This is a genomic window from Methylomonas sp. Uni0011 (assembly GCF_056850255.1).
The window spans coordinates 124,307-147,247 of the sequence record NZ_JBVVNO010000001.1 but is presented as its reverse complement, the minus strand read 5'-3'; the positions used below and the strand labels follow the sequence as shown (position 1 = coordinate 147,247).

23 protein-coding genes are annotated in these 22,941 nt (G+C 56.1%); 21 read left to right on the top strand and 2 right to left on the bottom strand.

Annotated features, from left to right (window positions below):
• The first annotated feature begins 90 nt into the window (after positions 1–90).
• The 11 genes from gyrA to AC0IM9_RS00580 all read left to right on the top strand — a co-directional run bounded on the left by gyrA (position 91) and on the right by AC0IM9_RS00580 (position 12,786).
• Entirely contained in the window at positions 91–2,691 is a 2,601-nt protein-coding gene (gene gyrA / locus AC0IM9_RS00630) for a DNA gyrase subunit A (protein ID WP_140910492.1), read from the top strand.
• A complete protein-coding gene (serC, locus tag AC0IM9_RS00625) occupies positions 2,691–3,770 on the top strand; it encodes a 3-phosphoserine/phosphohydroxythreonine transaminase (RefSeq protein WP_482802688.1) in 1,080 nt (359 codons plus the stop codon). Before gyrA ends, serC begins: the two co-directional genes overlap by 1 nt.
• A gap of 6 nt (positions 3,771–3,776) precedes the next feature.
• A complete protein-coding gene (pheA, locus tag AC0IM9_RS00620; RefSeq protein ID WP_482802687.1) occupies positions 3,777–4,862 on the top strand; it encodes a prephenate dehydratase in 1,086 nt (361 codons plus the stop codon).
• 12 nt (positions 4,863–4,874) lie between these two features.
• Positions 4,875–5,978 (top strand): histidinol-phosphate transaminase, encoded by a 1,104-nt coding sequence (hisC, locus tag AC0IM9_RS00615; RefSeq protein WP_482802686.1) that lies wholly within the window; start codon positions 4,875–4,877, stop codon positions 5,976–5,978.
• Entirely contained in the window at positions 5,971–6,852 is an 882-nt protein-coding gene (locus tag AC0IM9_RS00610) for a prephenate dehydrogenase (protein WP_482802685.1), read from the top strand. The genes hisC and AC0IM9_RS00610 overlap by 8 nt, the downstream gene beginning before the upstream one ends.
• 5 nt (positions 6,853–6,857) lie before the next feature.
• Entirely contained in the window at positions 6,858–8,177 is a 1,320-nt protein-coding gene (aroA, locus tag AC0IM9_RS00605) for a 3-phosphoshikimate 1-carboxyvinyltransferase (protein WP_482802684.1), read from the top strand.
• A gap of 3 nt (positions 8,178–8,180) precedes the next feature.
• A complete protein-coding gene (cmk, locus tag AC0IM9_RS00600; RefSeq protein ID WP_482802683.1) occupies positions 8,181–8,837 on the top strand; it encodes a (d)CMP kinase in 657 nt (218 codons plus the stop codon).
• 97 nt (positions 8,838–8,934) lie between these two features.
• Positions 8,935–10,596 (top strand): 30S ribosomal protein S1, encoded by a 1,662-nt coding sequence (gene rpsA, locus AC0IM9_RS00595; RefSeq protein WP_140910485.1) that lies wholly within the window; start codon positions 8,935–8,937, stop codon positions 10,594–10,596.
• Positions 10,597–10,663: 67 nt separating this feature from the next.
• Complete coding sequence (locus AC0IM9_RS00590; RefSeq protein ID WP_054759678.1) at positions 10,664–10,969, top strand: integration host factor subunit beta; 306 nt, start codon at positions 10,664–10,666, stop codon at positions 10,967–10,969.
• 125 nt (positions 10,970–11,094) lie between these two features.
• Entirely contained in the window at positions 11,095–12,054 is a 960-nt protein-coding gene (locus tag AC0IM9_RS00585) for an acetylxylan esterase (protein WP_482802682.1), read from the top strand.
• A gap of 3 nt (positions 12,055–12,057) precedes the next feature.
• Positions 12,058–12,786 (top strand): esterase family protein, encoded by a 729-nt coding sequence (locus tag AC0IM9_RS00580; RefSeq protein ID WP_445370508.1) that lies wholly within the window; start codon positions 12,058–12,060, stop codon positions 12,784–12,786.
• 111 nt (positions 12,787–12,897) lie between these two features.
• On the opposite strand, the gene AC0IM9_RS00575 is transcribed toward AC0IM9_RS00580, so the two are convergent.
• Both AC0IM9_RS00575 and purE read right to left on the bottom strand, forming a co-directional pair.
• Entirely contained in the window at positions 12,898–13,992 is a 1,095-nt protein-coding gene (locus AC0IM9_RS00575) for a 5-(carboxyamino)imidazole ribonucleotide synthase (protein WP_482802681.1), read from the bottom strand.
• Positions 13,989–14,486 carry a 5-(carboxyamino)imidazole ribonucleotide mutase gene (gene purE / locus AC0IM9_RS00570; protein ID WP_140910481.1) on the bottom strand — a complete coding sequence of 166 codons (498 nt, stop codon included), beginning with the start codon at positions 14,484–14,486 and terminating at the stop codon, positions 13,989–13,991. The genes AC0IM9_RS00575 and purE overlap by 4 nt, the downstream gene beginning before the upstream one ends.
• 153 nt (positions 14,487–14,639) lie before the next feature.
• Here purE and ccmA point away from each other — a divergent pair, with 153 nt between their 5' ends.
• The 10 genes from ccmA to hemN are packed head-to-tail and all read left to right on the top strand — an operon-like array spanning position 14,640 to position 22,808.
• Positions 14,640–15,272 carry a cytochrome c biogenesis heme-transporting ATPase CcmA gene (ccmA, locus tag AC0IM9_RS00565; protein WP_482802680.1) on the top strand — a complete coding sequence of 211 codons (633 nt, stop codon included), beginning with the start codon at positions 14,640–14,642 and terminating at the stop codon, positions 15,270–15,272.
• On the top strand, positions 15,263–15,937 hold the full coding sequence (gene ccmB, locus AC0IM9_RS00560) for a heme exporter protein CcmB (protein ID WP_140910479.1): 675 nt from the start codon (positions 15,263–15,265) through the stop codon (positions 15,935–15,937). The genes ccmA and ccmB overlap by 10 nt, the downstream gene beginning before the upstream one ends.
• Entirely contained in the window at positions 15,937–16,698 is a 762-nt protein-coding gene (locus AC0IM9_RS00555; protein WP_140910478.1) for a heme ABC transporter permease, read from the top strand. Before ccmB ends, AC0IM9_RS00555 begins: the two co-directional genes overlap by 1 nt.
• Positions 16,695–16,862 carry a heme exporter protein CcmD gene (ccmD, locus tag AC0IM9_RS00550; RefSeq protein WP_482802679.1) on the top strand — a complete coding sequence of 56 codons (168 nt, stop codon included), beginning with the start codon at positions 16,695–16,697 and terminating at the stop codon, positions 16,860–16,862. The genes AC0IM9_RS00555 and ccmD overlap by 4 nt, the downstream gene beginning before the upstream one ends.
• Entirely contained in the window at positions 16,859–17,293 is a 435-nt protein-coding gene (gene ccmE, locus AC0IM9_RS00545; RefSeq protein WP_482802678.1) for a cytochrome c maturation protein CcmE, read from the top strand. The genes ccmD and ccmE overlap by 4 nt, the downstream gene beginning before the upstream one ends.
• On the top strand, positions 17,290–19,236 hold the full coding sequence (locus AC0IM9_RS00540) for a heme lyase CcmF/NrfE family subunit (protein ID WP_482802677.1): 1,947 nt from the start codon (positions 17,290–17,292) through the stop codon (positions 19,234–19,236). The genes ccmE and AC0IM9_RS00540 overlap by 4 nt, the downstream gene beginning before the upstream one ends.
• Positions 19,233–19,763: a DsbE family thiol:disulfide interchange protein gene (locus AC0IM9_RS00535; protein WP_140910474.1), complete on the top strand. Its 531-nt coding sequence runs from the start codon at positions 19,233–19,235 to the stop codon at positions 19,761–19,763. The genes AC0IM9_RS00540 and AC0IM9_RS00535 overlap by 4 nt, the downstream gene beginning before the upstream one ends.
• Complete coding sequence (locus AC0IM9_RS00530) at positions 19,760–20,215, top strand: cytochrome c-type biogenesis protein (RefSeq protein ID WP_278212062.1); 456 nt, start codon at positions 19,760–19,762, stop codon at positions 20,213–20,215. The genes AC0IM9_RS00535 and AC0IM9_RS00530 overlap by 4 nt, the downstream gene beginning before the upstream one ends.
• Positions 20,212–21,429 carry a c-type cytochrome biogenesis protein CcmI gene (ccmI, locus tag AC0IM9_RS00525; protein WP_482802676.1) on the top strand — a complete coding sequence of 406 codons (1,218 nt, stop codon included), beginning with the start codon at positions 20,212–20,214 and terminating at the stop codon, positions 21,427–21,429. Before AC0IM9_RS00530 ends, ccmI begins: the two co-directional genes overlap by 4 nt.
• A complete protein-coding gene (hemN, locus tag AC0IM9_RS00520) occupies positions 21,429–22,808 on the top strand; it encodes an oxygen-independent coproporphyrinogen III oxidase (RefSeq protein ID WP_186289451.1) in 1,380 nt (459 codons plus the stop codon). The genes ccmI and hemN overlap by 1 nt, the downstream gene beginning before the upstream one ends.
• The last annotated feature ends 133 nt before the right edge of the window (positions 22,809–22,941 follow it).

Sequence of the window (22,941 nt, the reverse complement as noted above, 5' to 3'; positions counted from 1 at the left end):
TAATCCGGCCAGCACTGAGTAAACGGAATTGATGCATCGGGCTGTCCTGTCGAACGGGTAACCGTTAGGCCGCACTAGAATCACGGATCCATGTCAGACTTCGCTAAAGAAATTATCCCGGTCAATCTCGAAGACGAGATGAAACAATCCTACCTCGATTACGCCATGAGCGTGATCGTCGGTAGAGCGCTTCCCGACGTGCGGGACGGTCTGAAACCGGTTCACCGCCGCGTGTTGTACGCGATGAGCGAACTCGGTAACGATTGGAACAAACCCTATAAAAAGTCGGCCCGCGTGGTCGGTGACGTGATCGGTAAATACCACCCGCACGGCGACACCGCGGTTTACGACACTATCGTCCGCATGGCGCAGCCATTCTCGTTACGCTACATGCTGATCGACGGCCAAGGCAACTTCGGCTCGGTCGACGGCGATTCGCCGGCGGCGATGCGGTATACAGAAGTCCGTATGGCCAAAATCGCCCATGAACTTCTGGCCGATCTGGACAAGGAAACCGTCGATTTCGTCCCCAACTACGACGAATCCGAATCCGAACCCAGAGTGCTGCCGACCCGGGTGCCGAACCTGCTGGTCAACGGCTCCGCCGGCATTGCGGTCGGGATGGCCACCAATATCCCGCCGCATAACCTGGGCGAAATCGTTAGCGCCTGTCTAGCTCTGATCGAAAATTCCGATTTGTCGATTTCCGAATTGATGCAAATCGTCCCCGGTCCGGATTTTCCGACTGCCGGCATCATTAACGGCGCATCCGGTATTTACGAAGCCTATGCCACCGGTCGCGGCCGGATCTATCTGCGCGCGCGCTGCCATTTCGAAGATATTGGCGACAGCGGCCGTCAGGCCATCATCGCCACCGAATTGCCTTACCAAGTCAACAAAGCGCGGCTGTTGGAAAAAATCGCGGAGTTGGTTAAGGAAGGCAAGCTGGAAGGCATCTCGGGACTGCGCGACGAATCCGACAAGGACGGCATGCGCATGGTCATCGAGTTGCGCCGCGGCGAAGTGCCGGATGTGGTGCTGAACAACCTGTACAAACAGACCCAGCTGCAAACCGTGTTCGGCATCAATATGGTGGCGCTGTACGACGGCCGGCCGCATTGCATGAATTTGAAGGACATTTTGCTGGCCTTCATCGACCACCGTCGAGAGATTGTTACCCGCAGAACCATTTACAACCTGCGCAAGGCGCGCGAACGGGCGCACATCTTGGAAGGTTTGGCGGTAGCTCTCGCCAACATCGACGAGATGATCGAGCTGATCAAAACCTCGCCGAATCCGCAGGAAGCCAAAGCCGGCTTGTTAGCCAGAACCTGGAATGCCGGTCTGGTAGCTTCTTTGCTGGACCGGGCCGATGCCGACCGTTCCCGCCCTGAAGATTTAGGGCCTGAATTTGGTTTGGCGGAAGGCGTTTACCGCTTGTCCGAGAATCAGGCTCAAGCGATTCTGGATTTGCGCCTGCATCGCCTGACCGGATTGGAGCAGGAAAAAATCGTCAATGAGTACCGGGAGTTGCTGGCGTTGATCGACGAATATCTGCATATCCTCGGCAGCGACGTGCGCCTGATGGAAGTGATCCGCGAGGAGTTGGAGGAGATCCGTAACCAGTATGCCGACCAACGTCGCACCGAAATAGTCCAGGATTACTCCGACCTGTCGGCAGAGGATCTGATCACCGAAGAAGACATGGTGGTGACCATGTCACACGAAGGCTATGTCAAAACTCAACCACTCAACGATTACAAGGCCCAGCGCCGTGGCGGCCGCGGCAAATCGGCGACCGCCACCAAGGAAAACGATTTCGTCGAGAAACTGATCATCGCCAATACCCACGACACGATTCTGTGTTTCTCGTCGGCCGGTAAAGTCTACTGGCTGCGGGTATTCAACCTGCCGGTCGCCAGCCGGGCCTCGCGCGGCAAGCCCTTCGTCAATCTGTTGCCGCTGGAAGAGGGCGAAAAAATCAATGCGATGCTGCCGGTGCGCGAATACAGTGCCGATAAATACATTTTCATGGCCACTTCGTCCGGTACCGTCAAGAAAACGCCGCTACCCGAATTCGAACGCCAACGCAGCAACGGCAAGATCGCGATCGATTTGAGCGAAAACGATACCTTAGTCGGCGTCGCGATTACCGACGGCCAGCAGAACGTCTTGCTATTCAGTAGCGACGGCAAGGCGGTTTGTTTTAACGAGACCGACGTGCGCTCGATGGGCAGAACCGCGGCCGGTGTGCGCGGCATCCGCTTGCAGGACGGTCAAAAAGTGATCTCGTTGATCGTTTCCAGCGAGGGTACGGTCTTGAACATCACCGAGAACGGCTACGGCAAACGCACCCGGTTGGAAGAATTCACCCAACACCGCCGCGGCGGCCAGGGCTTGATCGCAATTCAAACCTCGGAACGTAACGGCGCCGTGGTCGGCGCGGTATTGGTCAACGATACCGACGAAATCATGCTGATCACCGATGGCGGCACGCTGGTGCGGACCCGGGTCAAAGAGATTTCGGTCGTCGGCAGAAATACTCAGGGCGTTACCGTGATTCGGCTGGACAAAGGCGAGAAAGTGGTTGGCGTGGACCGCATTGATGGCCTTGGCGATGAAGACGGCGACGAAATCGGCGATCAGGAATTCGAGGACGGCACCCCGTCCGCTGCGGGAGAGGAAGAGTAATGGCAAGAATTTACAATTTTAGCGCCGGCCCGTCGATGCTCCCGGAAGCCGTGCTGTTGCAAGCCCAGCAAGAAATACTGGACTGGCAGGGCAGCGGCATGTCGGTGATGGAGATGAGCCATCGCGGCAAACATTTCATGGCGATTGCCGAGCAAATGAAGGCGGACCTGATCGAATTGCTAGCGGTTCCGGCCGGTTATCAGGTGTTGTTTCTGCAAGGCGGTGCCACCGCGCAATTTGCGATGATTCCGCAAAATATTCTGAACGGCAAAACCAAGGCCTGTTACGTCAATACCGGCGCTTGGTCCACTGCTGCGATCAAGGAAGCCGGCAAGTATTGCGAAGTGCAACTCGCCGCCAGCGGCGAAGCCGGCTCGTTTACCACGATTCCGGCTTACGCCGAGTGGCAGATCGATTCCGGCGCCGCCTATCTGCATTACACCTCCAACGAAACCATCCACGGCGTCGAATTCAACGACGTGCCCGAGGTAGGTGAGCTGCCGCTGGTTTGCGACATGTCGTCCAATATTTTGTCGCGGCCGGTCGACGTTAGCCGCTACGGCATCATTTACGCCGGCACTCAGAAAAACATGGGGCCGTCCGGCGTAACCGTCGTTATCGTGCGCGACGACCTGGTCGGATTGGAGGCGAAAAATACGCCGGCGGTATTCAGTTACGCCCAACAAGCCAAAGCTGATTCGATGCTGAACACGCCCGCCACCTACAACTGGTATTTGTTGGGCTTGACTCTGCAATGGCTGAAAGGCGAGGGCGGCGTCGGCGCGATCGAGCAGCGCAATATCCGCAAAGCTGGGAAGCTGTACGATGCGATCGACAATTCCAGCTTATATCGAAACCCGGTCGACAAGGCTTACCGTTCGCGGATGAATGTGCCGTTCGTGTTGAACGACCCGGCGCTGGACAAGGAGTTTTTGGCTCTAGCCGAGCGCAACGGTTTGAGCACTTTGGCCGGCCACCGGTCGGTCGGCGGCATGCGTGCCAGCATTTACAATGCAATGCCGGAAGCCGGCATTGATGCGTTGATAGCCTTCATGGCCGAATTCGAGCGTACCCACTAAGGCTTTATGACACCGATTATTCCGTTGTCCGAACTGCGCGATCGTATCGACGCGATAGACCAACAGATTCTGGAACTGGTGAACCGGCGCGCGGAATGCGCGCTTGAAGTGGCCCGCACCAAACAGGCCGAAGGCGAGACCGGCAGTTTTTATCGCCCGGATCGGGAGGCGCAGGTATTACGGCGGATCAAGGAACTCAACCCGGGACCGTTAGGCGACGATGCCGCCGCACATTTGTTTCGGGAGCTGATGTCGGCCTGTCTGGCGCTGGAAAAACCGCTGGAAGTGGCGTTTCTCGGCCCTGCCGGTACCTTTTCTCAGCAAGCCACCTTCAAACATTTTGGTCATGCGGTCAAAGACATTCCGGTACCGACCATTCATGAAATCTTTCAGGCGGTCGAGACCGGCCATTGCCAGTTCGGCGTGGTGCCGGTGGAAAATTCCACAGAAGGTGTGATTGCCCACACGTTGGACCGCTTCATGGACAGTCCGCTGCAGATTTGCGGCGAAGTCGAGATTCGGGTGCACCAGAACCTGCTCGGCAAGATGGATGGCTTGGTCGGCATTAGCGAAGTGTTCTCACACCAGCAATCGTTGGCCCAGTGTCGGCAATGGCTGACTGCGAATCTACCCGGCGTACCGTGTACTGCGGTGAGCAGCAACGCCGAGGCCGCCCGCCTGGCTTCGCTGGACCATAGCAAGGCTGCAATCGCCGGTTTGACCGCTGCGGAGTTGTACGAGTTGAACGTCATCGAAAAACACATCGAGGACGAAGCCAACAACACCACCCGTTTTATCGTCATCGGCCGTTTGCAACCGGTTTCGACCGGCCTGGACAAGACGTCCATTCTGGTGTCCACCGGCAACCAGCCCGGTGCGTTACACCGTATTCTGCAGCCGTTCGCACAATATGGGATCAGTATGACCCACATCGAGTCGCGCCCTTCGCGGCAAGGTTTGTGGGAGTACGTATTCTTTATCGACATCGAAGGTCATCGCGAAGACGAAGAAGTGGCCAAAGCGTTGAAAACATTGGAAAACAACGTCAAGATGTTGAAAGTATTGGGTTCCTATCCTAAAGCTGTCATTTAATCCGTTTGCTTCATGAATCAATTTTTACAACTTGCCCTGGAAGGCGTTCAGCAATTGATGCCTTACGTGCCGGGTAAACCGGCCGAAGAATTGCAGCGCGAGCTGGGTTTGAGCGAAGTCATCAAACTGGCGTCCAACGAAAACCCGCTCGGCACCGGCCGCAAGGTCGCCGAAGCGATTCAAAATACCTTGCCGGAAATCGCCCGTTATCCTGACGGTAGTGGTTACGCCTTGAAAACAGCGATCTCTGCCCGCTGGGGTGTGGATTTAGCACAGATCACGCTGGGTAATGGTTCCAGCGAGATTCTGGAACTGGTCATGCGCACCTTCGTCGCGCCGGAGCATGAAGTGGTGTTCGCTCAACATGCCTTCGCTTTGTACCCGATTCTGACTCAAGCGGTCGGGGCCAAGGCCGTGGTTGTGCCAGCCAAGGATTATGGTCACGATCTGGACGCAATGCGCGCGGCAGTGACAGCTAAAACCCGGGTGGTATTTATCGCCAATCCGAACAATCCGACCGGAACTTTGCTGGCTTCGCAAGCGGTGGAAGATTTTATCGCTTCGTTGCCCAAATCCGTGCTGTGCGTGCTGGACGAAGCCTATTACGAGTTCGTCGAGCCGGCCGTGCGCACCGAGTCGATGCAATGGCCGATCAAATATCCGAATCTGGTGATTGCCCGCACTTTTTCCAAAGCTTACGGTTTGGCCGGCTTGCGCATCGGCTTCGGTGTGTCTTCGCCGGAAGTGGCGGATTTGCTGAATCGGGTACGGCAACCGTTCAACGGCAATATATTGGCCTTGGCTGCGTCGGAAGCGGCGATGACCGACGCTGAATACTTGGCCGAGACCGTGGCGGTCAACAACGCCGGCATGGCCCAATTGACGGCTGCATTCAAAGCGTTGGATTTGCCGTGGATTCCTTCGTCCGGGAATTTCGTGTCGGTGGATATGAAACAACCGGCGTTGCCGCTATACCAGGCCTTGCTGCAAAAAGGCGTCATCGTCCGCCCGGTGGCCAATTACGAAATGCCTAACCATTTGCGGGTCAGTATCGGCACCGAACGGGAAAACCGAATTTTCATCGATGCGTTAAGCCAGGTGTTACAAGGTGTTTGATCGCCTGTGCATCATCGGCATTGGCCTGATCGGCGGCTCTATCGCCAAGGCCGCTCGTGCCGAAGGTTTGTGCCAGCAGGTGGTCGCTTTGGGGCGGGAAAAAAATCTGCCCAATATGCAACGCGCTCTGGAATTGGGCGTGGTCGATGCGTTTTACACCGATACCGCGCAGGCGATGGCCGGCACCGATTGCGTAATCATTTGTACGCCGGTCGGCAGCATGCAGGCCATCTTCGAACAGCTGAAACCGCATTGGAACTCACAAACGCTGTATAGCGACGCCGGCAGTACCAAAGGCAGTGTGATCGAGGCGGCGCGGGCAGTGTTCGGTGACGTGCCGAGCAATTTCGTACCCGCGCATCCGATTGCCGGCGCCGAGCGTAGCGGCGTTGAGGCGGCAAAGGTCGATTTATACAAGAATCGCCGCGTGATTCTGACACCTTTGTCTTCAACCGACACCGGAGCCGTCGATAAACTCGGTGAGTTCTGGCGGCGCATCGGTTCCAGCGTATCGGTGATGACGGTCGAGCATCACGACACGGTGTTGGCGGCCACCAGCCATCTGCCGCATATTCTGGCCTTTGCCTTGGTCGGCATGCTGGGGCGCAAGGACGAGCAGCGCGAGATTTTCAAATACGCCGCCGGCGGCTTCAAGGATTTTAGTCGCATCGCCTCCAGCGATCCGACCATGTGGCAGGATATTTGTCTGGCCAACAAACAGGAAATCATTCCGCTGATTCAACAATTTCAAGCCGAGCTTGGCCAAATCGAACGTCTGTTGCAAAACGATGAGGCATCATCATTGTTTGACACTTTTAGTTACGCCAAGCAAGCCCGGCAACGTTTTCTCGAAACTTTTGACGATCCCACTTAACCATTATGTCTTCATCCACTAACGTCATTTTCCAAGTCCAACCCGGCGGCAGCCTGAACGGCGAAATTCGCGTACCCGGCGATAAATCCATGTCCCACCGCTCGATCATGCTCGGCTCTTTGGCCGAGGGTGTCACCCATGTCACCGGTTTTTTGAATGCCGAAGACGCCATTTCCACGTTGGAAGCGTTTCGGGCGATGGGCGTTAAGATCGAAGGTCCGGTCAACGGCGAGGTGACGATCCACGGCGTCGGCAAGCATGGCTTGAAAGCGCCGGACAAGCCGCTGTATCTGGGAAATTCCGGCACCTCGATGCGCCTGTTGTCAGGCTTACTGGCCGGCCAAGCGTTCGACACCGTATTGACCGGCGACAAGTCGCTGGAGTCGCGGCCGATGAAACGCGTCACCGTGCCGCTGGCACAAATGGGCGCCGAAATCGAAACCCAACCCAACGGCACCGCGCCGCTGCATATCAAAGGCAAGGCCGGCAAATTGCAAGGCATGCATTACGACATGCCGATCGCCAGTGCTCAGGTCAAATCCTGTTTGTTGCTGGCCGGCATGTACGCCGAAGGTGAGACTAGCGTCACCGAACCGGCGCCGACCCGCGACCATACCGAGCGCATGCTGGCCGGTTTCGGCTACCCGGTCACCCGCGACGGCGCCACCGCGAAAATCAGCAGCGAAGGCAAGTTGACCGCAACCAATATCGACGTACCGAGCGACATTTCTTCGGCGGCATTTTTCCTGGTCGGCGGCAGCATTGCGCCGAATTCCGATGTGACTTTGAAGCACGTCGGCATCAACCCGACCCGTACCGGCGTGATCGACATTCTGCGCCTGATGGGTGCCAACATCGAAGTCTTGAACGAGCGTGAAGTCGGCGGCGAGCCGGTGGCCGATTTGCGCGTGCGTTCGGCGCAGCTGAAAGGCATCAATATTCCCGAGCATCTGGTGCCGCTGGCGATCGACGAGTTTCCGGTGTTGTTCGTCGCCGCGTCCTGCGCCGAGGGTCAAACCGTGTTGACTGGCGCTGAGGAATTGCGGGTCAAGGAATCCGACCGGATTCAGGTGATGGCGGACGGCTTGCAAATCCTCGGCATCGACGCGCAACCGACCAAAGACGGCATGGTCATCAATGGCGGCCAATTGGGTAGCGGCGAAGTCGATTCCCACGGCGATCACCGCATCGCCATGTCGTTCTCGATTGCCGGCCTGCGCGCCAGCGGCCCGATCACAATTAACGATTGCGCCAACGTCAATACCTCGTTTAAAGAGTTTCCGGCGTTAGCGACCCAATTGGGTTTGAATTTGGGCACGATGTAAGTTATGTCAGTTCCGGTCTTAACGATTGATGGCCCCAGCGGGGCTGGTAAAGGCACGGTTAGTCGCGCTGTGGCAAGGCTTCTGGGTTGGAATTATCTGGATAGCGGCTCGATATACCGCTCGCTGGCGATCGCCTGCTTGCAGGCAGAACTGGATTTAACTGATATCGATGCGGTTTGCGATATTGCGGAAAGCATGACGCTGAGTTTTGATTGTGGCGACAATTTACGGGTACTTTTAAACGGTCAAGACATAACCGATTTGCTAGGCACTGAAACTACCGGCAATGCGGCGTCCATCATTGCCGCCTATCCGCCTGTACGGGCATTGTTGCTGCAAAAACAAAAGGATTTTCAACAGCTTCCAGGTCTGGTCGCCGACGGGCGCGACATGGGTAGCGTGGTGTTTCCGGATGCCCAGTTTAAAGTTTACTTGACCGCCAGTGCCGAAGAAAGGGCGTTGCGCAGATATAAACAGTTGATTGAAAAGGGAATTGATGCTAACCTTCCGCAAATCACTCGGGAGATAGAGGAGCGCGATCATCGCGATACTCAGCGGGCTTCGGCGCCGCTCACCGTGCCGGAAGGTGCGCATTTTATCGATTCATCCAGCTTGTCTATTCAACAGGTGATTGATCAGGTAGTAAATCTAGTCGAATGAGACTTTTGGCAGTTATCGGCGTTAGCCGGTAGCTTTTATTAATTTTTTGATAATTGTTAAAACTTGCTGGTGTTGTGGCAAGTTTGGGAAAGTAAAGATGGGCGAAAGCTTTGCAGAGTTGTTTGAAGAGAGTTATGCCAAGACCGAAATGCGTCCTGGCGCGATGTTGATTGGTACCGTTGTCGACATCGAAAACGAATTTGTCATCGTCAGTACACAGGCGAAATCAGAAGGTGTCATTCCGAAATGGCAATTCCTGAATGCCGACGGCGACTTGGAAGTCAATATCGGTGACGAGATCGAAGTTGCTCTCGATCTGTTTGAAGACGGCCTGGGCGCCACGCTTCTTTCCCGTGACAAAGCCAAGAAAAGCAAGGCGTGGGCTGAATTGGAAAAAGCCTTCGAAACTCAAGAAACTGTTATCGGCCGTATCAACGGCAAAGTTCGCGGCGGTTTCACCGTGGCGGTTGGCGCATTGCGTGCCTTCTTGCCTGGCTCTCTGGTTGACGTGCGTCCGATTCGCGACACCGCATTCCTGGAAAACCGCGATCTGGAATTCAAAGTCATCAAAATCGACCAAAAACGTAACAACGTCGTGTTGTCGCGTCGTGCTGTCGTCGAAAGCGAATACAGCGCAGAGCGCGAAGAATTGGTTAAAACGCTGCAAGACGGCGCGATTGTTACCGGTATCGTCAAAAACCTCACCGATTACGGTGCGTTTATCGACCTGGGCGGCGTCGACGGCTTGTTGCACATTACCGATATGGCATGGCGTCGCGTTCGCCATCCGTCCGAGTGCGTAGAGATCGGCCAGGAAGTTAAAGTCAAGGTCCTGAAATTCGACAAAGACAAAACCCGCGTATCCTTGGGTATGAAGCAAATGGATGAAGATCCATGGCAAAACATTGCTCGTCGTTACCCAGCCGGCACTCGCGTGTTCGGTAAGGTCAACAATCTGACCGACTACGGTTGCTTCGTCGAAATCGAAGAAGGCGTCGAAGGTTTGGTGCACGTTTCCGAAATGGATTGGACCAACAAAAACGTCAACCCGTCCAAAGTGGTTCAGTTGGGCGACGAAGTTGAAGTCATGGTTCTGGAAATCGACGAAGAACGCCGCCGTATTTCTTTGGGCATGAAACAATGCAAATCCAATCCTTGGGATGAATTTGCAGCGACTCATAACAAAGGCGACAAAATCTCCGGCAAAATTAAATCGATCACTGATTTCGGTATCTTCATCGGCCTGGAAGGCGGCATCGACGGTTTGGTGCACATGTCCGATATTTCCTGGAACGAGAACGACGAAGAAGCGATTCGCAACTACAAGAAAGGCGACGAAGTTGAAACTGTTATCTTGGCAGTGGATTCCGAGCGCGAGCGTATCTCTCTCGGCATCAAACAACTGGAACAAGACCCTTTCCAAAACTACATCGCTTTGCATGAGAAAGGTAGCTTAGTCAAAGGCATCATCAAAGAAGTCGATGCCAAAGGCGCCGTCGTCACTCTGGCCGACAATGTCGAAGGTTATTTGAGAGCTTCCGAAATTCAGCGCGACCGTGTCGAAGACGCCAGCAAGTTGCTGAAAGCCGGCGACGAAATCGAAGCCAAATTCGTCGGTGTCGATAAAAAGACCAAGTCTATTTCGTTGTCTATTAAAGCGAAGGATGCCGAAGAAGAATCCAACGCCATAAAAGATTATTCCCAGCAAAATGCAGGTACTGCAACGTTGGGCGATATCTTTAAACAAATGGACAAGTAATAAAACCATCTTCGAGGGTGGCATGGGTGCACTCATGCCACCCTTTTTTGATTATTCAGGGCTGGATGTGACGAAATCAGAATTGATAGAGATGCTGGCGCGTAAGCAGCCGCACCTCGCGCTTAAAGATGTGGAATTGGCGGTCAGATGTGTAGTCGATCACTTGAGCGATACATTGGCCAGTGGCGAACGAATCGAAATCAGAGGCTTTGGCAGTTTTTCATTACACCACCGTTCCGCCCGTCTGGGCCGGAATCCGAAAACCGGGGATTCGGTGTCGTTGACAGAAAAGCATGTGCCGCATTTCAAGCCTGGAAAGGAGCTGCGGGATATGGTCGACGCTTCCAGGGAAAAATACAAAATCGTTGATTAAGCCGTAATCGGAACGGGGTGCTTGGCTTCGTTCCCTCATTTCACGCTTCTAACGTGACGGCAGTAGCCATCACCATTCATCTCATCCCGTTTGTGGATCGCCAATCCAAATTACAGTAATCGTCAGTGAGTTTATTTCATCACAACTACAGTTACGATCCTGGATATGGTCTTAACCTTAGCGATTTACTGACAGTCCCCGCGCCGGAGCAGCCGCTCGATTTTTGCAATTTCTGGCAGGAAAAATACCAACGAACCGTCGATATCGCAGCGGATTATTCGCTTGAATACCAGTCTACTCGTGCTGGTTACCGGGTCTACGATTTGCATTACCGTTCTACCGACGATTTCAAGATCGGCGGCTGGTTGCTGGAGCCCGAGAATCAGGCCATAACCCAAGCCATCGTGGTCGGCCATGGTTACGGCGGCAGGGATCAACCGGATTATCATCTGCAAATCGCCGGCGCCGCGTTGTTGTTTCCTTGCATGCGCGGTATTTCGCGCAGTCGCAACGGACATTTGCCGGAACAGCCTAACCAACACGTGTTGCATGCGATAGACGATCGGAATCGGTACGTGATTGGCGGTTGCGTCGAGGATATCTGGCTGGCGGTGACGGTTCTGGCGGCTATATATCCACAATGTGTAGAGCGTATCGGCTATATGGGAATCAGCTTCGGCGGCGGCCTCGGTGCGTTGGCTGCACCGTGGGACCACAGGATCAAACGTGTGCATTTGAACGTACCGACGTTCGGTAATCAGCCTTTGCGCTTGAGTTTGCCCAGCAGCGGCAGTGCCGCTGCGCTGAAGGCGCACAGCCAATACCATCCTCATATTTTTGACACATTAGCCTATTACGATGCCGCGGTTGCCGCGCGCCATGCCAATCAGCCGTTACATGCGGCAGTTGCGTTGTTCGATCCGGTTGTGGCTCCGCCCGGACAATTTGCAATTTACAACGCCTGGTCCGGCGAGAAGCGTTTATTTTTACTGGAGGCCGGGCATTTCGAATACCCCCGCCAACATGAACAGGATCGGCAATTGGTTGCCGAATTGCAGCAATTTTTCGGAGTATCGCCGGCATAGGTTATGAACCGCGAATACCACCACTGGTACAGCCCGCGATTGGGTAGAGACATGGAGTTTTTGGTGTTCGGCCACGCCGGCGCCAAAGTCCTGGTTTTCCCGACGCGCGACGGCCGCTTCTTCGAATACGAAAACCTGGGCATCGTCGAACGGCTGCGTAACAAAATAGAGGCTGGCTACATACAGCTTTATTGCGTCGATAGTATCGACCACGAGACCTTTTACTGTTTTTGGCGTAAACCGCAAGACCGTATTCAGCGGCACATAGACTTCGAAGACTATGTGTTGAACGAGATCATGCCGTTCATGGCACTGAAAAATCCGCACCCTTGTGTGATTGCGCACGGTTGTAGCTTGGGGGCTTTTCATGCCGCCAACATTGCATTTCGCCATCCGCACTTGTTCAGGAAATTAGTGGCATTTTCCGGTCGATTTGATTTGACGCTGGAAGTCGAATGTTTCAAAAACCTGTTCGACGGCTATTACGACGAAAATATTTATTTCCACACGCCGAGCCATTTTTTGCCTAATCTGGCCTGCGAGGCGCAATTGTCGGCTATCCGGCGGATGGAAATTACCTTGGTGATCGGTAAACAGGATCCGTTCTTGGCCAATAACCACGCATTGAGCCGGGTCTTGGCCGAAAAAAGCGTGCCGCACGCGTTATACGAATGGGAAGGGCGGGCACACCAAGGCCATTATTGGCGGCGCATGGCGCCGCTGTATCTGTGAGCTCCGGGCGAGTCTGGTTCCGACACTTCGGCTCAAATCGCATGGTCTCCATCGATTCGGTTGCCAAAAACAATTACTTCGGCTGACAGCCGACCGGCGGCAGGCAACTGCTCAGGAATCGTCGGCGGCAGCGGCCAGATCGGCCAACTGTTGCAAGCCGGCGCGGTAAGCGGCTTCCGAGTCGGTGCGTATGGTAGCGTGCGCCACTTTGCGACCCTTGCGCGGCGCTTTGTCGTACAAATGCAGGTGGGCGTTGGCGATGCCCAGCACTTGGCCGTCGTCGGCGAGGCCGCCGATGAAATTGACCATGGCGGCGTAACCGCGCGGTGCGGTCGAACCCAACGGCAGGTTTAAAATTGCACGTAAATGGTTTTCGAATTGGCTGGTTTCGCTGCCTTCGATGGTCCAATGGCCGGAATTGTGCACCCTGGGCGCGAATTCGTTGGCCAGCAATGCATCGCCGGCATCGAACAATTCGAGCGCAACGACGCCGACATAATCGAGTTTTTCCAACAGGCGCCTGACGTAGTCTTCGGCCAGCGATTGCGCCGGATCTTTGTCGCGACATTCGGCGATGCGCAAAATTCCACCGCGGTGTCGGTTTTCCGAGAGCGGGTAATAAGCGATTTCGCCGGACGGACTGCGGGCGGCAATGATCGAGACTTCGCGTTGGAAATCGACGAAGCCTTCGACAATAGCAGCGGCACCCTGCATGCTGTCCCAGGCAGGAGCCAGATCGGCTTCCGACCGCAATACGGCCTGGCCTTTGCCGTCATAGCCCATGCGCCGGCTTTTCAAAATAGCCGGATAGCCGATTTCCGCCATCGCCGCTTGCAAGTCGGTTAGGCTATCGATCGCGGCAAACGGCGCGGTGCCGATACCCAATTCGCGGAAGAAGTTTTTTTCCAGCAAACGGTCTTGCGCCACGGCCAAGGCGCCGGCCGGCGGATAGACTAGCGTGTGGCTGGACAAGAATTCGGCAACGTGGGCCGGCACGTTCTCGAATTCATAGGTCACCACATCGGCTTTTTCGGCCAATTCGGCCAATAGAGCAGGGTCGTCGTAAGCGCCGAGCAAATGCTCGCTCAAGCCGCCGGCTCCGGCGTTGGCATCGGGATCGAGGACGATGAACTTCAGGCCCAGCGGATAGCCGGCCAGCGCAATCATCCTGGCGAGTTGGCCGCCACCCAGAATGCCAACCTTCATCCGGCCACCTGACGCGGGTCGGGAGTCGCGATGACGCTGTCGGTTTGTTGTTGGCGGTAGGCATCCAACGCGGCCCGGTATTGCGGGTGCTTGTTGCTGATAATGGCAGCGGCCAGCAGCGCGGCATTGATGGCGCCGGCCTTGCCGATGGCCAGGGTGCCGACCGGAATCCCTGCCGGCATTTGCACGATGGACAATAGTGAATCCATGCCGTTTAAAGCTTTGGACTGGACCGGCACTCCCAACACCGGCAATGCGGTTTTAGCCGCAGTCATACCCGGCAAATGCGCCGCGCCGCCAGCGCCGGCAATGATGACTTCCAGACCTTTGCTCTCGGCGGTTTCGGCGTAGCGAAACAGTTTGTCGGGGGTCCGGTGCGCCGATACCACTTCCACTTCGTGGGGAATGTCCAGATGCTCCAAGGTCTGCGCAGCATGCTGCATGGTTTCCCAGTCGGATGTGGAACCCATGATGATACCTATCAATGCGGTCATGCAAAATCTCCGGTGTTTGCCATAAATCGTATCCGGCCGATTATCGCATAATTAGCGCGATTTTCTCGGTCGCCAAGTTGGGAAGCGGGCGGCGGTTAGTGTTAAGATAGCGCCCCTCTTATGACTCGAACCACCGAACCTAGGGACAGTAGAATGGAAAACGTGCAACATGCGACGCTGGAAGTCAGGGATTTATCCTGCTTTCGCGACGAACGCTTGCTGTTTTCGGCATTGAATTTCGAGGTGCAGGCCGGGCAGTCGCTGTTACTGGAGGGCGCCAACGGCAGCGGCAAGACCACGCTGCTGCGCATCCTGTGCGGATTGCGCGAAGCCGATTCCGGCCGGATCATCTGGTGTGGCCAGCCGGTAGAGCAAAGCTCTTATTTCCGGGATATGGCCTACGTCGGCCATGCCGACGGCACCAAAAAGGAATTGACGGTATTGGAAAATCTCAAATTCGCGTTGGCATTGGGTAGTCCTGGCAAGTACCAAATCGACCACGCGCTGGACAAAGTCAAACTGGCCGGTTTCGACGACAATCCGGTGCACACGCTGTCCGCCGGGCAAAAACGGCGCCTGTCTTTGGCTCGCTTGTTGATCACCCAAAATGTGTTGTGGATACTCGATGAACCGTTCACTTCACTGGATAAACAGGGTATCGCCTTGATCGAGTCGCTGATCGCCGACCACATCAGCCACGGCGGTATGGCGGTACTGACCTCGCACCACGATCTGCGCATGGCGGACCTGAATCTGAAACGTATCCGCCTACAAGCATGCCATTGATCCGCGCCTTTATGGCCATCATCCGCCGCGATTTGCTGCTGGCGTTCCGCCGCCGCGCCGAAATGGCCAATCCGCTGTTTTTCTTTGTGCTGGTGGTGACCTTGTTTCCGCTGGCGATCGGCGCCCAACCCAATTTGTTGCAAGCCATGGCGCCGGGCGTGATTTGGGTGTCGGCCTTGCTGGCGACCTTGCTGTCGCTGGATAGCCTGTTCCGCAGCGATTTCGAAGACGGCTCGTTGGAGCAAATGCTGCTTAGCCCGCATGCCTTGTCGGTGTTGGTGTTGGGCAAAATCGTCGCCCATTGGCTGGTCAGCGGGCTGCCGCTGTTGCTGGTCGCGCCGCTGCTGGCCTTGTTCTTGGGGCTTCCCGAGCAGGCGATGGGAACTTTATGGCTGACATTGATCTTAGCAACTCCGTTATTGAGCCTGATCGGGGCTATCGGCGTGGCCTTGACGGTCGGTCTGCGCCGCGGCGGTATGTTGTTGTCTTTGCTGGTGTTGCCGTTATACGTGCCGGTGTTGATATTCGCCAGCGGCGCGGTCGATCGTGCCGCCGGCGGATTGCCGGTCGGCGCCCAGTTGAATATTTTGTTGGCGATGTTGCTGGCGGCGCTGGCCCTGGCGCCGTTGCCGACTTCCATTGCGTTAAAAATGAGTGTTAATTGATGTCCTGGATACCCGCGCCGGTCAGCCGGTTTTTTCACCGTACTTCTTCGCCGCCGCATTTTTACGCGCTGGCCGACCGTTTCATCCCTTGGCTGACGGCCGTTTTTCTGCTGCTGCTCGGCGCCGGCCTGTATGGCGGCTTGTATCTGGCACCCACCGACTACCAACAGGGCGACAGCTACCGGATCATTTACATCCATGTGCCGGCGGCCTGGATGTCCTTGTTCGTCTACGTAATGATGGCGGTAATGGGCGGCATTGCTCTGATTTGGCGGATGAAACTGGCCGAGGTAATGCTGATCAGCAGCGCCCCGATCGGCGCCGGCTTTACCTTCGTCGCGCTGGTTACCGGATCGCTGTGGGGCAAGCCGATGTGGGGCACTTGGTGGGTTTGGGATGCGAGGCTCACCTCGGAGCTGATCCTGCTGTTCCTGTATCTGGGCGTGATCAGTTTGTACGGCGCGATCGAGGACAAACGCAGCGCCGCCCGAGCGGTGTCTATCCTGGCTTTGGTCGGCGTGGTCAATATTCCGATCATCCACTATTCGGTGGAATGGTGGAATACGCTGCATCAGCCGGCGACGGTCAGCAAACTGGATAAACCGTCGATTCACATTACGATGCTGGTGCCGCTGTTGCTGATGGCGATCGCGTTCAAGTTTTACTACCTGATTGCGGTATTGCAGGCGGCCAAGCTGGAATTGCTGAAACGGGAAACCTCGTCGCAATGGGTGAAAAACATGTTGGAGAAACAGGCATGAGTTGGGACAGCTTTTGGTACATGGGCGGTTACGCCGCTTATGTCTGGCCGGCATACGGCGTCACGGCGCTGGTGTTGGTCGCGAACCTGGTGTGGCCGGTCTGGCAACGCAAACAATTATTTCGGCAACTGGCCATCAAACAAAAACGTGCGCAGTCCAAATGAAACCGATCCGCAAACAGCGCCTGCTGTTAATCCTGTTAATGTTGGCCGGCCTGGGCTTGGCGGCTTTTTTTGCGTTGAAGGCATTCAACGAAAATCTGATGTATTTCTTTTCGACCAGTGACGTCGTCGCCGGTAAGGCACCGAACAATGCGGTATTCCGGCTGGGCGGCATGGTCGTCAAAGGCAGCGTGCAGCGGCCCAACGCCGACTTGCTGGTGCGTTTCAAACTAAGCGATTTCAGCCAGGAGGTCGCGGTGGAGTATTCCGGCATCTTGCCGGACTTGTTCCGCGAGGGGCAGGGCATCGTCGCCAAAGGCCGACTGGATAGCCGCGGCGTATTCGTCGCCGAGGAAGTCCTGGCCAAACACGACGAGAATTACATGCCGCCGGAAGTGGCGGGTAGTCTGAAGAAACCGGCGGAGCAACCATGATCCCGGAAATCGGCCATTTCGCGCTGATCCTGGCGCTATGCATGGCGCTGGTTCAAGGCACGCTGCCCATATTCGGGGCCGGCAAGGCGGTTAGCGGCTGGGTCCATGTCGCCCGGCCGGCCGCATTCGGTCAGTTGGCGTTCATGGCGTTGGCCTACGGCTGTTTGACCTATGCCTTTATCAGCCACGACTTTTCGGTGGCCTATGTCGCCCAAAACTCCAATACCGAACTGCCGTTTTTGTACCTGATCTCCGGCGTTTGGGGCGCACACGAAGGCTCCTTGCTGCTGTGGGCATTGGCCTTGTCGATCTGGACCGGCTTGGTCGCCGCCTTCAGCGCCCGGATTCCCGATCCCACCCGGGCTCGGGTGCTGGGTGTGATGGGCTTGGTCAGCGTCGGCTTCATATTGTTTTTGCTGTTGACTTCCAATCCGTTCGAACGCCTGTTTCCGGCACCGGCCGAAGGCCGAGACCTGAATCCGTTGTTGCAGGATCCCGGCTTGGCGATTCATCCGCCGATGCTCTACATGGGCTATGTCGGCTTTTCAGTAGCCTTCGCTTTTTCGATTGCCGCGCTGCTGGAGGGACGCCTGGATTCGGCCTGGGCGCGCTGGTCGCGGCCCTGGACCAATGTGGCCTGGATGTTTTTGACGCTGGGTATCACGCTAGGCAGTTGGTGGGCTTACTACGAACTGGGCTGGGGCGGCTGGTGGTTTTGGGATCCGGTCGAGAACGCCTCGTTCATGCCCTGGTTGGTCGGTACTGCATTGATCCATTCCTTGGCCGCCACCGAAAAACGCGGCGCGTTCAAGACCTGGACCGTGCTGCTGGCGATTTTCGCCTTCTCGTTGAGTCTGCTGGGTACCTTTTTGGTGCGCTCCGGCGTGTTGACCTCGGTACATGCTTTCGCCAGTGATCCGGCCCGCGGTTTGTTCATCCTGATTTTTCTGGGTGTGGTGGTCGGCGGTTCGTTGCTGCTTTACGCGATCCGCGCGCCGCAGGTCAAAAGCTACGCCCGCTTCGAACTGGTTTCGAAAGAGTCGGTATTGCTGGTCAATAACGTTTTGCTGGTCGTAACCGCCGCCAGCATTCTGCTCGGCACGCTGTATCCGCTGGTGGTCGATGCATTGGGCCTGGGTAAATTGTCGGTCGGTCCGCCGTATTTCAATGCCGTGTTCATCCCGTTGATGGCGCCGCTGGCTTTGGTGGTCGGGATCGGCGTCTTGCTGCGCTGGAAGAGCGACGATATCAAAGCGTTAGGCGCGCGCCTGCGCGGTTTGATTGCCGGCTGCATCGGCATCGCGTTGCTGGCACCGTTGGCGATGCCGTTTTATTCGTGGGGCGCCGCGTTGGGCGTGGCCTTGGCCTTGTGGACTCTGGCGGTCAGCGCTTTTGCCTTAAAACAACGCCTGCAAAGCTGGTCCTGGCAACGCTTGAAGCAAATTCCGGCCGGCTTTTACGGCATGACCTTGGCGCATATCGGCATCGCGGTGTTCGTCATCGGCATCAGCTTCACGTCGGTCTACAGCATCGAACGCGACGTGCGTCTGGCGCCGGAGGAAACGCTGGATCTATTCGGTTACGTGTTCCAGTTTCACGGCGTCACCGCCAGTGAAGGCCCGAACTACCGCGCCGAACAAGGCCATTTGAGCGTCAGTCATAACGGAGAAATCGTCGCCGAGTTGGCGCCGCAAAAACGCGTGTACCGGGTGCAAACCATGCCGATGACCGAAGCGGCGATCGACGCCGCCCTGTTTCGGGATTTGTTCGTAGCCCTCGGCGAACCCTTGGGAGAGCAGGGCGCCTGGAGTTTGCGAGTCTATTATAAAGCCTTCATCCGGTGGATCTGGCTGGGCGGCGTGTTCATGGCATTGGGCGGGTTGCTGGCTGCCTGCGATCGCCGCTATCGGTTGCCGAGTAAACAAACCGCTGAAAATCGATGAAATATTTATTGCCGCTACTACTGTTTATCGCCTTGTCGGTATTTCTGGCGATAGGCTTGAAATTGAACCCGCGGGAAATCCCGTCGCCGTTGATCGACAAACCGGCGCCGGCTTTCACGTTGCCGATTCTGGCAACGCCGGAGCGGAGCCTGAGTCAGGCCGACTTGAAAGGCAAAGTCTGGCTGCTCAACGTCTGGGCCTCCTGGTGCGTGTCGTGCCGGGAAGAGCATCCGCTGTTGAACCAGTTGGCCAAACTGAACAAAGTCACGCTGGTCGGTCTGAATTATAAAGATCAGGCCGACGCTGCCCAGGGCTGGCTGGCAAGGCAGGGCAACCCCTACACGGTCAGCGTCATGGATAGCGAAGGTCGTACCGGCATCGATTACGGCGTTTACGGCGTGCCGGAGACTTTTGTTATCGATAAGCGCGGTGTGGTGCGTTACAAACATACCGGACCGATTCAAGCCGGCGATCTGGAAAAACTGTTTTTACCGCTGATTCAACAACTAGAGGCGGAAAGCGCATGAAATATTGGCTGATCCTGATGTTGTCGTTGCACCTGGTTCAGGCCAGGGCCGACATCGAATACCGCGACTTCAAGCAACCGGAACAGGAGCAGGCCTACCAGAGCCTGATCAATGAGCTGCGCTGTCTGGTCTGCCAGAACCAGACCATCGCCGACTCCAACGCCGACCTGGCCAAGGACCTGCGCCGCCAAGTCTACGAAATGCTGCAACAAGGCAAATCGCAGCAGGACGTGGTCAATTTCATGACCGAGCGTTACGGCGATTTCGTCATGTATAAACCGGCGTTCAAACTGAAAACATTTTTGCTCTGGCTGGGGCCGGTGTTGTTCCTGGTCTTGGGTCTGGCCGTGGTGTGGACTTTGCGCGCCAAAGGCGCCAGTGCGGATAAGGAATTGTCGGCTGCCGAGCGGGAGAAATTGAAAAAAATTCTGGAACAGGGTGACGACGCGTGACTATCGAGTTTTGGCTGGCGATAGCCGGATTAGTGGCCGTGGCTTTGGCCATTTTGTTGCCGCCCTTATTTAAAACTGCGCCCTTGCATGACGCCGACGGCGAAACCCGCAATAAAGCCATCGCCCGGCAGCAATTGGCCGAATTGAAACAGCAACTGCAAGACGGCGTATTGACCCAAAGCCAGTTCGATGCTCAGTACCAGGAATTGCAACTGGCTTTATTGGATGAAATCCAGCAAGACGCACCGGCTCAGGCTGCGCTCAGGCCCGGAACCGGGCGCTGGGTGATTCCGCTGCTTGGCCTGGCGGTGCCTGTATTGAGCTTGTTTCTCTACCTGACGCTGGGCGAGCCGCAAGCGCTTGCCAAGGCTGAACTGGCGCAAAATCAGGCTAAAGCAGCCGATAATGTGCAGAATATGGTCGCCGCGTTGGCACAGCGCCTGCAACAACAACCGGACGATCTTGAGGGCTGGATGATGTTGGGGCGGGCCTATTTGTACATGCAACAATACGATAGCGCCGCCCAAGCGTTCGCCGAATTGAACCGGCGTAAACCGAACGAACCGGCGGTGATGCTGCACTATGCCGACGCATTGTCGATGGCGCGTAACGGCCAGATGCGCGGCGAACCGGCCGCATTGGTCTATCAGGCATTGAAACTGGTGCCGGAAGACCAAACCGCGCTGTGGCTGGGCGGTATGGCCAAGGCCGAGGAAGGCGACTTTGCCCAAGCCATCGCCTATTGGCAAAAACTGTCGGCCATGTTGCCGGAGCAAGACGAAACCCGGCAGCAATTGCAGAAAATGATTGCGATGGCGGAGGCTGAAACCCAGCAGGGCGCCGGCGCTGCGGCTGCCACGGCCCCGGTCGAAATTAAAATCGATGCCGCCCTGGCTGACGAGCTGAAAACCAAGGCAAAACCGGACGACACGCTATTCGTTTACGCCCAGGCCCTGAGCGGTCCGAAAATGCCGTTGGCTATCGTCAAGCAACAGGTAAAAGACCTGCCGCTGCAAGCCGTACTCAACGACAGCATGGCCATGCAGCCGCAAACCCATCTGGCCGATTTCAAACAACTGCGTATCGTTGCCCGCATATCCAAATCCGGTAACGCGATGCCGCAACCGGGCGATCTGGTCGGCAGCGCCGAAGTCAATCTGGATGGATCGCCGACGGCGGCCGTCAGCGTGACTATCGATCAGGAACTGAAATAATGGATCAATCGATAAAATTCGATCTGGACTTGATCAAACGCTACGACAAGTCCGGCCCGCGCTATACCTCGTATCCGACCGCATTGGAGTTGCACGAAGGCTTCGGCGAGGTCGAATACCGGCGGCATATCGAAAAATCCAATGCCGCCGGCGGGCCGCTGTCGCTGTACTTCCATATTCCGTTCTGCGACACCGTCTGTTTTTATTGCGCCTGCAACAAGATCGTCACCAAAAACCGCGCCCATGCGCTGCCGTATCTGGACAATCTGTGCCAGGAGATCGAGATGCAGGGGGCGCTGTTCGATCGGAGCCGGCCGGTCAACCAATTGCATTGGGGCGGCGGAACGCCGACCTTTTTGAACGCCGAGCAAATGCGGCGGTTGATGGACACGACTCGGGCCAATTTCAATCTGCACAGTGACGATAGCGGCGAGTATTCGATCGAAGTCGACCCGCGCGAAACCGACCACCGCACCATCGCCGAGCTAAGAGCCTTGGGATTCAATCGCATCAGCCTCGGTTTGCAGGACTTCGATCCGGACGTGCAAAAAGCCGTCAACCGGCTGCAAAGCAAGGAACAAACCTTCGCGGTGCTGGCAGCGGCGCGTAAGGAAGGCTTCCGCTCCACCAATATCGATCTGATTTACGGCTTGCCGTTACAAACCGTGCGCAGCTTTGCCGATACCCTGGATCAGGTGTTGGCCTATGCCCCGGACCGGTTTTCGATTTTCAATTACGCCCACATGCCCAGCCGTTTCAAAACTCAGCGCCAAATCGACGAAGCGGCCTTGCCGTCGCCGGCGGCGAAACTGGAGATTTTGCAAATGGTCGGCCAAAAACTGACCGATGCTGGTTATGTCTACATCGGCATGGACCATTTCGCCAAACCGGACGACGAGTTGGCCGTGGCCCAACGCGAGGGCAAGCTTTACCGCAACTTCCAGGGCTACTCCACCCATTCCGACTGCGATTTGGTCGGCTTGGGCGTGACCTCGATCGGTCGGGTCGGCGACGCCTACATGCAAAATTACAAGGAACTGGACGAATACGACGCAGCCATCGCGCAAGGTAAATTGCCGGTGTTTCGTGGCGTGGATCTGGACGACGACGACAAACTGCGCCGGGCCGTGATTACCCAACTGATTTGCCATTTCGAGCTGAGTTTCGAACACATCGAACGGGAATTCGGTATCGTCTTTAACGACTATTTCGCCGCCGAATTGGCAAACCTGCAGCCGATGAAAACGGACGGTTTGTTGGATTTAACCGCCGCCGGCATTCAAGTATCCAGCGCCGGCCGCCTGCTGATCCGCAATATCTGCATGGTGTTTGACAAGTATCTGGTGCAGAAACAACCACAATTCTCCCGAGTCATTTGACTCGTTTCGATTCCAACGTTGCGGATTTTTCGGTCAAGGCTGTGCCGAAAATCTTCCGCAATGATTGCCCATCTCCGGTCCGGAAACCGATTTTCATCGGATCTTAATGCTTTATGTAGGTTTTCTTTCACTT